Source organism: Vibrio sp. ED002 (assembly GCF_023277445.1).
GTDB classification, from domain to species: Bacteria; Pseudomonadota; Gammaproteobacteria; order Enterobacterales; family Vibrionaceae; genus Vibrio; species Vibrio jasicida.
Window position 1 is genome coordinate 1,133,761 of sequence record NZ_CP080239.1, and the last position, 14,538, is coordinate 1,148,298.

Below are 14,538 nucleotides of genomic sequence, written 5' to 3' on the forward strand. Positions count from 1 at the left end.
TGATTAACGCTTGGGCTGTTGGTACGTTTTGCCTGCTGCTTTGTAAGTATCTTTTTGTTTAATTTCAAAGAAAGTTTCAAAGAACCAAGCCGCAAATTTGATCAGGTGATCGCCTTCATTCATGACATGCTCAACAAATTCTTTCTCTTCACCAGACTCGTCAGCTTGGAAGGTAATATGGTAAATACGTTTTTCACCATCGACCTCCGCAAGGCCAAATTGACCACTTAGTGATTCCGCTGCTTGAGCGACCTCTTCTTCTTCAGATGCTTTTAGTAGTTCAAGAGCCTGAGGCAAGTTCTCTTTTTCGCCAATTTCTTTTAATAGCGCTTCAAATTCGTTTTGTTGCATGGGTTCACCTAACGATTAACGGGCGTTTTCCTCGCACAACGCTTTTGAGTCAGCATCTGCGAGCCTAATTTGCTGCGCATTTTAGAAAGGAGCACGTAAGCTTGCAAGCAGATTCAACGCGAGCTTTCTGGTTGAGCCAAACCACTGGTAGGCGTCTGAATTTGACTCAGTGCCAAAACAACACAGCTTAACCCTGCAATCAACACATAGAAGACACCTAATTGATATTGGCTCGTTACCCAATACTCCACCAAATATCCGCCAAACAAACCTGCGAGACACATTTGTATAGACCCAGATAATGCAGAAACCGCGCCTGCTTGTTGTTTGTGTGGGGATAACAACAAACTGATTGAAACCGGGAACGACATTCCTTGCGCAAAACTCAAGCAAGTGAAGGCAACTAATAGTGACGTAACCGTAAATGGTAAAATCAGTAGCATCACTCCTGATGCAGCAACGACAACAAAACTCATCAATAGGATCTGCTGCTCTTTGTAGCGCGAATTGACTAAGTTAAGCACCAAACTACCCATTAACAACCCTGCTGAAGGGACAATCATCAACGAGCCATAGTCTGCAGCAGTTAATCCAAGCTCTTGCTGCATCAAAAATGGATATAAGGACAACGTCACCAGAGCAGAAAGATAACTGAGCCAGTTGTAGCTCGCACTGCCAATCACTTGTTTATTAGTCAACAGCGTTAAGTAATTCAATATGACTCGTTTAGGTTCAAAACGGCGCTTGGGATAAGGCAATGTTTCTGGAAGAACGATTAAGCCCAGCGTAAAAATCGCGATTAAGTAAAACAATACGAAGACAAACACCGCATGCCAACTTAAATGATAAGCGATCCAACCACCAAACAAAGGCGCAACTATCGGCATCACTGATGCTGTGACCGAAATATAGGAAAGGGCCTTGGTCAATTGTGAGCCATCGTAACTGTCTCGTAATACTGAGCGCCCAAGAACAGAGGCGCTTCCCGCACCTAAACCTTGTAATAGCCTTCCAGCTTCCAAAGCGACAATATGGTCTGCAAACGCAATACATATGACCGTACCTACGAGATAAACGCTTTGACCAAGAATGAATACTGGCCTACGCCCTATTGAGTCGGATAGCGGGCCATAAAAAAGCTGAGAGACACCAAAGCCAACAAGGAATAACGTGACAAGGTTTTGAATCGCATGCTGCGGAAGCTCAAGGTCATGTCCGATCATTGGCAAAGATGGAAGATAAATGCTGACGCCAACTTGACCGGTCGCGATGATCATCATCGCCAATAATAATGGTGTTTTACGCAATATACCCTCCTTACATCATGACAGTTTCACGACAGACAGTGTATATTTGTTACTCTAAGATGATAATAAACCAAAATGGAAAAGAATTATTTCCTATGGGGATAGAATAAAATGGATTGGATTCAAAGTGTCAATAGCTATATTCGTGTAGTAGAAGAAGGAAGCTTCAATGCGGCAGCCAGAAAGCTCAATACCACCAGCTCAGCCATTAGTAAGCGTATCCAGTGGCTAGAAGATAAGATTGGTGTACAACTGCTCAAGCGAACAACACGCTCCATCAGCCAAACAGAAGCTGGCGCCCTATTCTACGAACGAGCCAAAGTACAGCTAGACTCTTGGCAATCTGTGCTAGACGAAACACGCTCAGTGAATCAATCTCCAGCAGGCTTACTTAAGATTGGAGCAACGCTGGCCGTTGGCTCTAAGTTCCTTGTTCATTATCTGGACGATTTTCTTGAAAAATACCCCTACATTAAACTTCAACTTATCACAACGCTACCAGGTCAAATCCCCGAACTGAGCTTAGATTTATTCATCAGCAGGGAGTTGGAACATCTCAATTCTTTAAGTTTTAAAGCAACGCCATTGTTCGAACACAAAGCCCAGTTTTATGCAGCGCCTAGTTACCTTGAAAAACACGGAACCCCACAAACGGTTGAAGAACTATCACAACATAACATGTTGATTTGGGGTGAAAAGCCAACAAGAGAGCTCAAAACCAACCGTGGAAAGCGTATTAGCCTTTCAGGAAATTTCGCGACCACGAACCCTGAAGCTCTTTTCCATGGCGCTAAACGCGGAATGGGAATTTTACTGTCCAATAATGTGATGATCAAAGAAGAGCTTAAGTCCGGAGCATTAATACCGATACTTCCCGATGTCACTGCTGATGAGGCGACGGTCTACGCTTACTATCCAAAACTGGATTATCAACACACCCGAACTCAGCTGTTTCTCGACTACCTTAAATCACGCTTAGATGAAGAAAAGCGCGCCTAATCTACTCACTCTTTGAGAACAAAGATATTGGAGAGTCACAAGGGGCGCGTTGGTCTGTCGTGAATGTTTTGAGTGATATGATAAGACGTTATAACGTTGCTTATTAAAAACAAATCACAACGTCTAATCATGCAAAAACCATCTGCTAATATACAATCCTAAGCACTCCGAGATTTCAACAAAAGAAAGATAAAGTAGCTGCCTCCGATAATCGAAACTAACGTACCTGCAGCAAGTTGAGCGGGGAACACCACGACTTGCCCTAGCCAATCAGCAAACAACATTAGGGCTGCACCGATTAAGAAAGACAATAAGATCTGCTCTCGAACCAAGCGAGCACCAACCATAGCTGCAATATGTGGAGCCAGTAGGCCAACAAAAGCGACCGGCCCCATGGTGGTTGTGACCATCGAACATAAAATCGCGACGATACACAATAGAGCCACATAGGCGATGTTGATGTTCAGCCCTCTTGCACTTGCAAACTGACGACCAGTAGCAATTAATGTCACCCAACGACTCAACAGTAAAGCTACGCCAATACAAACGGTGATCACGATAGCCATGATCATTGCTGCATCAGGTTCAACACGATACGTAGAGCCTGCCAACCAAGCCAATAAGGTGTATTTCCCCTCACCCACTCGTGTTAAAGAGAATTGCACTAGAGCCTCTAACACCGCGGTCAGCGAGATACCGGTCAGAATTAGGATAGACGGAGCGAACTGATGCTTCTTACCAAGGAACAGCAACAAACAAAGTGCAATCGCACTGCCCAAAAACGCAACCCAAGGGCTTAGCGAGTGAATCGAGTATCCCATAAACAGGCTACTGAAAATCAGCGCTAACACCGCACCTGCCGATACGCCAAGAATGTCTGGGCTCGCAAGTGGGTTGTAAACGAGCCTTTGTAAAATCACACCTGCCACTGCCAAACCGCCACCAGCAAATATTGCGGTTAACATTCTAGGCCAGCGAATAGACCACTCAAACGCATCTGGGATAATGAAATAACTCATATCTGAAGAAGGTTGTGACAATGTACTTAACGCCAGTAAACCGGAAATCATTGCACCCAACAAGAAATAAGCCAAAGGTGAAATAAACTTTGGCCCTTTAGGCATTGAGAAAAATAGCTGATCTTGGGCCGACATCTGCTTGCGAGCAATAATGATCAAAGCTGGAGCGCCAATCACCGCGGTTGCTGTTCCTGTAGGAATCATATCCAAAGACCATTGCGCTAAGAAAATCGCCAAGCTGTCGGTCATACAAAGCAATAGCGCACCTAATACGCAGCTAGCGATGAGCTCAGATTTCGCCTTTAAAAAGCCCAAATGTCTCGCGATGTTTGGAGCAATCAAACCAATAAAGCTGATTACACCCACCGAGGTAATCGACACGGAAACCAGCCAAACGCCAATCACCATTAGGACAAAGAAAGTCGTACCGATGTTGAGACCACGCGCAGCAGCCCCTTCTGTACCAATCGAAAGAAGAGTCAAAACCCTCGGAGCCAACAGGAAAATAGCAAAGATTGGCAGTAACTTAGGCATCAACCAAAGCACTTGCTCCCAACCATTTTGCCCGAGATCACCCGCTCCCCATACGAACAAGTTCTGAGCATATTGGTCGTTGAGCAAAATAATTGCAGTTGCAAATGCGCCTAGCAGTAAGTTTACCGCCATACCTGCCAAAACAATTGGCAAGCCGCTCATGTTTTTGATGCCAACTATGGAAACAATCAGACCCATTGCAAGCAGCGCGCCTATCAGCGCAAACCAAACTGAATACTGAGCCACCAACATCGGCGCGGCCACATTTAGAATGACCAGACCAAGCCATGCACCTGACGATGTACCTAAGGTAAGCGGAGACATCATGTGATTTTGCGTTAATTGTTGAAACAAGCTACCTATGGTACCGAGTGTTCCACCAACCAAAATCGCCATCACCAAACGAGGCAAGTTAACATAGACTAACGCCATCAACTCAAATGAATCATCGACCATTTTATTGAATGTAGCGATGTCACTGATCTGTGAGACTTGTTGGAACAACTCTCCAACAGGACCAAATTCTGACTGGCCTAACCATAAATGAACAAGAGCGGTGAGCAATAGCACCGCCCCCATCATGAAACCACTGGATCTCATTACTGCTCCGCTAGCATCAACAACGATTGCGCCATGGCTTCAGCGTTATACAAAATAGACATAGCACCGCCGTAGCTCCAACTCGCTGCTACTGGGCTAAATTGACCATTGCGAACGAAAGGCATGCTCTTCCAAACCGGAGAACGCTCTAACTTGTCTTGATACGGGAAAGGTTCAAAGTAAAGTGCAATGCCGTTCTTCACCTTCTTAAGTTCAGTCATACGCTTTTGACTGATCCCCCACTGACTAGCCGGAAGATCCAACGCATTTTCAAAACCTAGCTGCTCAAGCGCGTATTGCGGAATCGAGTTATCACCGTAAATGTAAACTGACGTGGTGCTCGCAAAACGGAAAGAAGTGACTTTTGGCTTGTCTCCCGGGTAAGCTTTATCTAATTCAGCCTTAAGAACCTCAAGACGCTGCTCCATCGCAGCCAGTTTCTTGTTCGCTTGCTCTTCTTTACCAAGCAATTGGCCTATCTTCTTGAAGTTATCGATAGCCGCCGCCGCATTACTGTGCTCTTCACTGTACGTTTGGTAGTAAAGTACTGGCGCGATTTCTGAAAGTCGCTCCTGAAGATCTTTCTGAGGTGAAGCGATAAGAATTACATCTGGGTTTAGCTTCTTCAAAGCAGAAAAGTTAGGCTCAGTTCTAGTGCCAATGTCCGCCACGCCTTCTGGAATCGCAGGTTGAACAACCCAATCGCTATACCCTGCAATATCAGGTACTGCTACTGGTGTTACACCGAGTTCAATCACTTGCTCAGCGACATCCCAGTTAAGCGCTGCTACTCTGACAGGTTGAGCTTCAAGTGTTTTAATCCCCTCACTGTCTTCTACTTTGAAATCCGCCATCGCATTAAACGATAAAGCACTCGCTAACATCGTTAGAACGAGTTTTGTATTCAAATTTTTTACTTTAGAAAAATGGGAAGCGATTGATTTTAAGCTCATATATTTGCCTACTTCATCTAAATTCGAGATTTCTACAAACGACAAAAGCAGCCCAGAAAAGGCTGCTTTAAAATTGGGAACGCTAACTTAGTTAGAATTCATAGTTTACGCTTAACTCAACTGACTGCTCGGCACCAAACCAGCAGTTCGATTGGTCATAACAGGTGTAGTACTCTTCATTGAATAAGTTGTTCACTAGCAAGTTAGCTGTTGCACCAGATAGTGTGTCGCTTGCCTCACCTAAGTCATAGCCTACTGAAAGATCGACGACCGTGTAAGAAGGCACTTTGCCTTGAGTATTCGTTGCATCCATCTCCATTTCACCCATGTAACGAGCACCTACACTGAAGCGGGTTCCTGATAAAGCACCACCATAGACATAGTAATTGCTCCATAGGTTAGCGGCATGTGTCGGTACATAGATTGGTGTAGTGCCTTCTAGATCTGGATTCGCATCTTCCGTAACTTCCATGTCGATATACGTGTAGCTCGCATTAACATCCCAATCTTCAGTAACAAACCATCTGCCTTCAAGCTCCATACCTTGCGAGCGCACCTCACCTAGCTGAATCTTAGAACGGTATGTAGGATCTGATGGATCAGCAGCAATTGAGTCTTTCTTAGTGATATGGAAGTAAGAAGCAGTAACCTGCTGTGACATATCTGGAGACAAGTATTTAATACCCAACTCGATCTGTTCACCTAGCTGAGGTTTTAAAGAGTTGCCGTTAATATCAGTACCAGCAGCTGGCTCAAAGCTCGTCGCGTAACTTACAAAAGGAGAAATACCATTATCTAGCTCATACAAAGCACCTACACGGTACGAGAACTGGTTGTGATCAGCTTCATCTTTTCCATCATAAGTTGGGTAAGAACTAATTTTGTCATCGCTTGCCTTAAACATGTCATAACGTCCACCAGCTAATAAAACCAACGCGTCATAACGAACTTGATCTTGGAAGTACAAACCTAACTGTTCGGTCGTAATATCATGAGATTCACGGTAGTTTTCTTGAAGCTGACTTCTATCCAAAAGGTCATTGTTCGGATTATAAGCATCAAACCCATAGAAACTCGCATTCGCAGTAAATTCTTTGTACAGAGAATCACCTGTTAGCTTTAGGTAGTCGACACCGAATAATAAATTGTGTTCTAAACCACCAATTTCGACACGACCTGAAACTTGGTTATCGATAACAAAGCTCTGTGAATCCTCATCTGTACTGTAAACATTTCGGATTAAACTGCCCGTCGCAGGATTGAAGTTAGTAGCGGTGTGGTAAGTATTCTCTTGGTACAGAGACGCATCGGTATAGCGAGCATTCTGAAGGAAAGTCCAATCATCGTTAATTTGGTGATTGATCTTATAGCCTAGCATCAAGACTTCACGTTCAAAGGTACTCCAATTCTTGTCACCCATGGACACAGATGGATCACTCGCCTTCAGCACTTCTAATGGCATAGCAGAGTTAGTACCCATCGATGGATCGTTCTGATAGTAAAGGTTGAAGTTGATAAGTGTTCTATCAGACAACTGCCAATCTAGTGAAGGAGCAATCACATAGCGCTCTTCTTCTGCGTGATCTACTTGGCTGTCTTGTTTACGGGCAAGTGCTAACAAGCGATAAGAAAAGTCACTGTCACCTAATTGACCTGTAGTATCAATTGACGCTTCCATAAGGTTCCTTGAACCTGTAGATACACCAACTTTCGTCGACCCATCTTCTTGCGGTGTCTTCGCAATCATGTTGACCATACCACCTGGTGGCATCGCTCCATACAACACAGATGTAGGCCCCTTAAATACTTCAACTTGCTGAATCGCAATAGGATCTATCTGAGGTTGTAGATTCCAACCGGTTAGGAATGGAAGCACCAAACCATCATAATAGCTTTGGTTGTTACTAAAACCACGAATAGAGAACGTATCGTACATGGTTACTGATGCGCCCTTCTGTTCGGTTACAACACCCGGTGCATAACGAAGGGCTTGATTCAAAGATTGAACACCTCGTTGCTCTAACTGTTCTTCATCAATAACGGTAATACCTTGAGGCGTTTCCTCTGGCTCAAGAGCCGACTTAGTTGCGGTATTACGGTAAGCTTTTCCTAAAACAGTGATAGTTTCGATATTCGAATCTGTCGCTGAAACGGCTTCTTCCGCCAAAGCTTGCGCTGAAAATGCAGTCAACAAAGCGACTGCCAATGATGAATACTTAAAACGAACGTGAGTGGTCATGATTCCCTCGGTACCAATGCTTAACTTAAATAGTAATAAATCTCATTTGCATTGTATGTATCTATAAAAGGGATAATTAACAATTTGGTGCAAGTTCAAAAAGAACTTGGCCTATTTTGAGTAAAACTAAAACAGTTGCTCATTAAAAGCACAATTAGCCCTATTAAACGAGAGGCTCTGTAGAGAGTGCGTTAGGTGGGATATGACTACGATTTAATAATAGGAACCCAGTATTCCATTACCGCATCAGTCGAATGAGCTCGATAACCCAAGGGATACACTTCAAGCTCATAGCCATCGATGGCTCGATAACCAGAACTTGGCAACCAGTTAAGAACAAACCAGCTTAGAGTATGTCGAAGATTCTCAATAGGACCGCAATGTTTCACTACAGCGTAGGTTTGCTTTGGAATAGTTAATACCTCTAATTTATCAGAGATAATGCTCGGCAATTGCGGAATCGAAATCTCGTCGTGGAGCTCAATGCCAGCCCAGTAGTAAATGTTGGTACCATCAAAGCAAGACTGGGTGAGATCGACAACGCCAATAAATTGAAAGGCACCCGCGTCTGGAAGCGTTACTTCCCCTTCTAAACGTGACCACAATTGAGGAACTTTCTGTGCAAAATCTTGGGTCAACGAAAACAAACCACTGATTTCAGAAGTGATGCCTTTAACAAGGAATGACTCTCTTTCATCAATGCGTACCTCGACAAAACTGAGTGGGCCATTATCAGCTGCGCTCATCATATCCGATACTTGTATTGGTTTACGAAGCCCAGTTCTTTTGCCCGCTTTTCTATATTGACTAGGACTTAAGCCAAACATCTGCTTGAACGAGCGGCTAAAGCTAATTTCTGAATTAAACCCGAGAGCAAGAGCGATATCAATGACTCGCTTCTTGCTATCCAACAGTTCTTCTGCCGCTTGGCTTAACTTAAGCTCTCTGACGTAGTTTGCGACGGTAAGCCCAGTCTCGGCTTGAAACACTCTTTGCAGCTGCCAGCGAGACCAACAGCTCTGTTTCGCAATATCTTCTAGCGATAGTGCCGAGCTTAGGTTCGCATGAATATAAGCCAAGACACGGCTGATACGATCAAATGCAGGTGTGTTCATAGTCACGCGTTAATAATCTCGGTAGTGGCAACAATATAGTAGATACAGAAATACTTTTTATCATTTAAAGAGCCTTTTATCACTTAAAAATGAGTAATGCATAATCAATTGATAGCTCCCTTAGCGTGCAAGAACTCCGAGGAGATGCTCCATATTGTATGGTTATCCTCGATAAGGTTAGCTATGATAACGCAACTAATTCTCATTCATTGGTTTAAGATGCTTTCCCAGTTGCACAATATTATTACTCGTCGGAGAGCCCCTTCTCTACACCAGAAAATCTTCGCTTACTCTAAGCAGGTCACACCTTATCTAAGTGGAAGCTATGGTTCTCTGAGCAGCAGAAGTATCGCGATGACCAATGATAAGAGTCATATCGAAATCAAACGCGTTTACGATGGTCTAGCGGAAAATCACTCTGAAGCTGGTAAAGCTTATTGGTTAACTCGAACTTGGGATCTAGTGTGTTGGCAGCCCATCTATGTCACTTTCGTTTCTATTTACGGCCTCCACTCTCTACCTGATATCAAGAATATTGGTCAATTTAGGTACAAAGAGTTCGTCACAGGTTATCGCTTCTTTAACGGTGACCATCAACACGGTTCACCCGAGGAACTGATACCTCAGGCTGGTGCAGCCATACTTGCACTCACCGAGTTTTACCGCAGTCAGATAAATGAATGGACACGTATCCGACCAGGGTTCACCAACCATTTGTTAGCGGATCTACTGCTAAGCAGTTTGATCAAATTGCAGCAGCATGAGCCAAGCTTAACCAATGATTACATCACCGAGCAAGCCAAGCTTTGGTTAGAAGCATGCCAATTACCGGACAGTCATTTAGACAGCCTCAAGGTCGATGCTAATTCAGGGATGCTTAGGCTGATAAGAGTCAGCTGTTGTCTAGTTTACAAATGCGACTCTGGAAAGTATTGCGACGATTGCCCAAGGCTCCCAGAAAACAAAAAAATCGCTTAATATCACCATCTATTATTAAAGAGCAGCAGAGAGCATTTGCTTTTATCAGCGGCTTTATTGGTCGGAGACAGGACTGACATGTTTCAGCTTTCAAATATCAAAATCGTTCGTGATGAGCGAACCATTCTCGCAATCGACGAACTTTCTATTCCGACGAATGAGCTCACCGTAGTTCTTGGTCACAATGGTTCTGGTAAATCTACGCTGGTTAACTTGATCTCAGGGCAAATGGCCCCAGACCACGGCACAGTGAAGTTAGACGATACCTCTCTTTCTGCCTTCAAAAGCAAAGACCTAGCCAAGAAGATTGCTTATTTGCCGCAAAAGCTCCCTGCTTCTGCGGGCTTAACGGTAGCGGAGCTGGTTCGTTTAGGGCGCTTTCCTTGGCGGGGAGCGTTAGGTCGTTGGAACTCTGAAGACCAATCCATCATCCAACAAGCAATGGAGAGAACGGGCGTCGCCGAGTTTTCACAGGCATTAGCAGACGATTTATCCGGCGGTGAACGCCAGCGTGCTTGGGTATCGATGTTGCTTGCGCAGCAGTCTCCCGTATTGATCCTCGATGAGCCAACATCAGCACTGGATGTTCATCACCAATTCCAACTGATGGGTTTACTGTCAGAGCTGAATAAAAAAGAAAACGTTGGCGTGGTCGTGATTCTGCACGACTTAAACCTTGCTCTACGTTACGCGACACACATCGTTGCTCTGAAGAAAGGTCAGATAGCATTTGAAGGCAGCGCCGATAAGTTACTCGATGAACAAGCACTGTCTGCACTGTATGAGTCCCCGATTCGACTGATCGACCACCCGGTTCCAGCCAACACTGCCGCAAGTGAGAAGGTAGCGGTCGTCTGCGAATAGCTCAGTTTATTGAGCTAATCTACTGAAAAATCAAAATGCCTGTAGACAAACGCACTCGATCTAACTCTGCAGGCTAATCTCGATATTGAATCTCTGTATTCATTCGAGATGAGTGTTCCTTCAAAAATGAGTGTTCCTTCAAAAATCACTCTGCATTCAGACTCGTCATATAATGCAGAAACGCAATCGCAACCAAAAAGACTACCACTTTTGTGAGAGCTTGATTCAATTCCTCCTAACCCAATAGTTGAAAAATACCTTTCTTGAGCCATCAGAATTTGAAAAATCACACGAAGTAAACAATAGTTAACGTGATGCATATCGATTAAATGAGAAATGATCGTGTAACAAAACCAAAAGAAACACGATACGGTTAATGACAACGTCGGGTGAAGCCTTCAATGGATCATGAACAAATTAGTATCCAAGTAATTGATGAAATTCTGAATTTGAACGGCAGCGCTCTGCTCAATAGAGTAACGCTGGATCTTCATCAGCAATTTCAAAGCCACTGTACATGTGTGGTTGAGATAGCGCATCTCCAGCATTGCGCGGTTACGCTTTCTCATTCGAGTGACGGAACCATTACTGATAACATCAGTTACGGGCTCGCCGGTACACCTTGTGAAAAAGTGGCACAAGACATTGGTGAAATCATCTTCTATCAAGAAGAGGTCTACCGCCTCTTTCCTGAAGACCAAATGTTTCAAGATGCTGGTATCCAAGCTTATATTGGACTGCCCTTAAAAACCCATGCTGGAGAGGTGCTAGGGATTTTGCTCTCAACCTTTACCCGAGCGGTTGGAGAATCAGAAGCAAAAAACATCATTGAGCATCACCGCTTTTTTTCTAACGTCATTATCCATAGCCTACGTGAAAAATGGATAAGTGAACGGTCAGACAAACTTCTAAACCAGCTGAGTTATGAGGTTTCACACGACAACTTAACCGGCCTACTCAACCGAAGTTGCCTAGCGGATACACTTGAAACCTTAACGCAACTCGCTAGCCGTCCTTTTAGTCTTGCCTACCTAGACATCGATAACTTTAAATCCATCAATGACATTAACGGCAATTACATCGGTGACCAGATCATCAAGTTTACAGCCAATGCCATACAACAAAGTCTCACCTCTCCGAATAATGCTTTTCGTGTTGCAGGTGATGAGTTTGCCTTCATTACTTACGATGAAGATCCCGTTGCGGTATGTCAGGAAATTTTGGACAAGATAGAATCAGGCTATGTCGACAAATCCAATCGCATATCTTTCACAGTTAGCATTGGTATAGCTCGTGCCCCTGTCCACATGCTCAATAGCGATGACTTGATACTTAACGCGAGTTTGGCGCTAAAAGACTGTAAAAAGCATCGTGATACGCGAATTCAGCACTATGACACGCATTTAAGCGCGTTGTACCACCGTCAAACACAATTGATAGAAGCATTGCGAGACCAATTACGCTTGAGCATCGATGAAAACGAAGAACTCTATGTTGTGGTTCAACCTATTGTCGATATCACCAGTGACCGTTGGGACTACTTTGAAATATTGGCGCGTTGGAAAAGCAGTACTTATGGCAGCGTCTCCCCAGTCGAATTTATCGAGGCTGCTGAACAATCCGGTTTGATCATTGAACTAGGCGAACGCATCGTTGAGCTAGCCTGCCGAGCAAAACAAAAGCTCGAAAGAGAGTTGGGTTACACCGTAAAGCTGTCGGTTAATTGTTCTGCTTATGAGCTGGTCGATTCCAATCGCTATATAAACTACTTAACTAGAGTATTGGAGAAATACAATCATCAAGCTTCAGACTTTGTTATAGAGCTCACGGAGACGGTTCTGTTATCACAAAGTGGCAGAGAACAGATGGTTTTAAACTCACTTAGATACCTTGGATTCAAAGTCGCACTCGACGATTTTGGCACGGGTTATTCGAGTTTAAACTACATCCATAACTACCCGATTGATAGCATTAAAATCGATGCAACGTTTGTTCGCAACATGCTCGCTAATACCACATCAGAGCAAGTGGTTTTACTGATTGCACAATTGGCACAATTACTCGACGTCGACTTGATTGCAGAAGGGGTCGAAGACGATCGAGCATTGCAGAAGCTGATTGAGATGGGCTGTCATCATATTCAAGGATACTTCTATTCCCGACCACACAGCGTCGAAGAACTGGTTTCGATCATCAATGACAAACAAGTAAAAAGCGCATAAAAAAGACCAAACAATGTTTGGTCTTTTTTATTCAATTAGAGAACGGCTTTCTCTTTGTCTTTAAGTAGCTTATCCATTTCATTCCGATTCGCTACAAACGTTGCCATCTCTTTCTTCGGAACCGAACTTGCCATCGGGATATTAGCGCGCATTGCGTTCACCGGACGACCATATTCAATCAATTCGTAATGAAGGTGCGGACCAGTCACACGACCCGTTTTACCGGATAGACCGATACGCTGTCCACGTGAGACTTTCTGGCCTTTCTTAACCAGAATTTTGCTCAAGTGCAGATAGCGCGTTTTATATTTACTGCCATGCTCAATCACCACATAGTTACCCGCATAAGGGTGTTTACGTGTCATGATCACCGTACCATCACCTGTCGCTTCTACAGGAGTACCAATAGGCACAGCCCAGTCGGTACCATTGTGAGGAGCAACGCGGCCGGTTACTGGGTGTAGGCGGTTCGGGTTAAAGCCAGAACTAATACGCCAGCTGCGGCTAACAGGGTATCGTTGGAAGGCACGCTGTAGGCTTTCACCTTTCGCATTGTAGAACTGTCCATCAGTATGAAGGTAAGCCGTCACTTCACGGCCACGGTTGTAGATCTTAATCGCTTCAATTTCGTTTTTACCCGTCGATACGCCATCAATACTTTGAGAGCGACGCACAACTTCAAAACGATCGCCTGCACGCAAATCTTTACCGAAGTTCACTTGCTCTTTTAGCAGGTTAACCACTTGGCTGATTTCAGCTGAGCTTAAACCCAAACGATTTGCAGAAGAAGAGAAGCTACCTTGAATAACACCAACAAGAGGCTCTTGGTGCCATACACCTGGAATGGAAATATCAGAGAAGTCGTAGCTACCATCGCTATTGCGTTGATAAACCACTTTGTCTGCAATAGAGAATTGCAGCTCCATTTTATCGAGTTCACCCGTCGATTCATCACGCCAAAAACGCAGTGTGTTACCAGGTTTTAACGTATCAAGGGCAAGGAAGTTTAAATCCGTTTCCATCACTTTCATCAGCGAACTGTAGCCGAGGCCTAATTGACTGAAGATGGTACTCAGGTTATCACCTGCTTGGATTTGATATTCAAAATTGGGTGGCGTGACAACAACAGCTGTCTTCGCATCAAGAATTTTTTCAACAACCTGCGACTCTGGCAGGTTTAAAGCGATGGTTTTGGTAAGGGAAGACTCTTTGAGAGAGTTGGAAACACCAATCGCAACTAATACTGGCAAGGAGTACAACAGTAGCGCTTTACGACTTGTCAGATTCGGCAACCGTCTTGTTGTAATTTCATTTGTAGACACGGGAATTACTATCTCCTTTATAACAAGGCTCATAG

The 14,538-nt window shown here is 44.1% G+C and carries 11 protein-coding genes; 4 read left to right on the top strand and 7 right to left on the bottom strand.

Annotated features, from left to right (window positions below):
- Positions 1–3: 3 nt before the first annotated feature.
- A complete protein-coding gene (locus tag ITG12_RS21715) occupies positions 4–351 on the bottom strand; it encodes a hypothetical protein (RefSeq protein WP_038865307.1) in 348 nt (115 codons plus the stop codon).
- A 113-nt stretch (positions 352–464) separates the two neighbouring features.
- Positions 465–1,658 (bottom strand): multidrug effflux MFS transporter, encoded by a 1,194-nt coding sequence (locus tag ITG12_RS21720; RefSeq protein WP_038875432.1) that lies wholly within the window; start codon positions 1,656–1,658, stop codon positions 465–467.
- A gap of 111 nt (positions 1,659–1,769) precedes the next feature.
- Here ITG12_RS21720 and ITG12_RS21725 point away from each other — a divergent pair, with 111 nt between their 5' ends.
- On the top strand, positions 1,770–2,657 hold the full coding sequence (locus ITG12_RS21725) for a LysR family transcriptional regulator (RefSeq protein ID WP_038875433.1): 888 nt from the start codon (positions 1,770–1,772) through the stop codon (positions 2,655–2,657).
- Positions 2,658–2,815: 158 nt separating this feature from the next.
- Here ITG12_RS21725 and fhuB read toward each other — a convergent pair whose 3' ends face one another.
- From fhuB to ITG12_RS21745, 4 genes are all read right to left on the bottom strand, one after another.
- On the bottom strand, positions 2,816–4,810 hold the full coding sequence (gene fhuB / locus ITG12_RS21730; protein ID WP_038875436.1) for a Fe(3+)-hydroxamate ABC transporter permease FhuB: 1,995 nt from the start codon (positions 4,808–4,810) through the stop codon (positions 2,816–2,818).
- The gene (locus tag ITG12_RS21735) at positions 4,810–5,763 is read right to left on the bottom strand and encodes an iron-siderophore ABC transporter substrate-binding protein (RefSeq protein ID WP_038875438.1); all 954 of its coding nucleotides are present in this window, start codon (positions 5,761–5,763) and stop codon (positions 4,810–4,812) included. Before ITG12_RS21735 ends, fhuB begins: the two co-directional genes overlap by 1 nt.
- A gap of 91 nt (positions 5,764–5,854) precedes the next feature.
- Positions 5,855–8,002 (bottom strand): TonB-dependent siderophore receptor, encoded by a 2,148-nt coding sequence (locus ITG12_RS21740; RefSeq protein ID WP_038875440.1) that lies wholly within the window; start codon positions 8,000–8,002, stop codon positions 5,855–5,857.
- Positions 8,003–8,208: 206 nt separating this feature from the next.
- Positions 8,209–9,117, bottom strand: a complete 909-nt coding sequence (locus tag ITG12_RS21745; RefSeq protein ID WP_248875055.1) for an AraC family transcriptional regulator — start codon at positions 9,115–9,117, stop codon at positions 8,209–8,211.
- A 219-nt stretch (positions 9,118–9,336) separates the two neighbouring features.
- On the opposite strand from ITG12_RS21745, the gene ITG12_RS21750 reads away from it, so the two are divergent.
- From ITG12_RS21750 to ITG12_RS21760, 3 genes are all read left to right on the top strand, one after another.
- Entirely contained in the window at positions 9,337–10,095 is a 759-nt protein-coding gene (locus ITG12_RS21750) for a siderophore ferric iron reductase (protein WP_038875514.1), read from the top strand.
- 78 nt (positions 10,096–10,173) lie between these two features.
- A complete protein-coding gene (locus tag ITG12_RS21755) occupies positions 10,174–10,959 on the top strand; it encodes an ABC transporter ATP-binding protein (RefSeq protein WP_038875442.1) in 786 nt (261 codons plus the stop codon).
- Positions 10,960–11,360: 401 nt separating this feature from the next.
- Positions 11,361–13,181, top strand: coding sequence for a bifunctional diguanylate cyclase/phosphodiesterase (locus ITG12_RS21760; protein ID WP_038875444.1), 1,821 nt, complete (start codon positions 11,361–11,363; stop codon positions 13,179–13,181).
- A 35-nt stretch (positions 13,182–13,216) separates the two neighbouring features.
- Here ITG12_RS21760 and ITG12_RS21765 read toward each other — a convergent pair whose 3' ends face one another.
- A complete protein-coding gene (locus ITG12_RS21765) occupies positions 13,217–14,503 on the bottom strand; it encodes a peptidoglycan DD-metalloendopeptidase family protein (protein WP_038865290.1) in 1,287 nt (428 codons plus the stop codon).
- Between the last annotated feature and the right edge of the window lie 35 nt (positions 14,504–14,538).

Excerpts from the sequence above, each read along its gene's own strand:
- ITG12_RS21715 (WP_038865307.1), bottom strand. The coding sequence starts at position 351 with ATGCAACAAAACGAATTTGAAGCGCTATTAAAAGAAATTGGCGAAAAA.
- ITG12_RS21725 (WP_038875433.1), top strand. The coding sequence starts at position 1,770 with ATGGATTGGATTCAAAGTGTCAATAGCTATATTCGTGTAGTAGAAGAA.
- fhuB (WP_038875436.1), bottom strand. The coding sequence starts at position 4,810 with ATGAGATCCAGTGGTTTCATGATGGGGGCGGTGCTATTGCTCACCGCT.
- ITG12_RS21735 (WP_038875438.1), bottom strand. The coding sequence starts at position 5,763 with ATGAGCTTAAAATCAATCGCTTCCCATTTTTCTAAAGTAAAAAATTTG.
- ITG12_RS21740 (WP_038875440.1), bottom strand. The coding sequence starts at position 8,002 with ATGACCACTCACGTTCGTTTTAAGTATTCATCATTGGCAGTCGCTTTG.
- ITG12_RS21745 (WP_248875055.1), bottom strand. The coding sequence starts at position 9,117 with ATGAACACACCTGCATTTGATCGTATCAGCCGTGTCTTGGCTTATATT.
- ITG12_RS21750 (WP_038875514.1), top strand. The coding sequence starts at position 9,337 with ATGCTTTCCCAGTTGCACAATATTATTACTCGTCGGAGAGCCCCTTCT.
- ITG12_RS21755 (WP_038875442.1), top strand. The coding sequence starts at position 10,174 with ATGTTTCAGCTTTCAAATATCAAAATCGTTCGTGATGAGCGAACCATT.
- ITG12_RS21760 (WP_038875444.1), top strand. The coding sequence starts at position 11,361 with ATGGATCATGAACAAATTAGTATCCAAGTAATTGATGAAATTCTGAAT.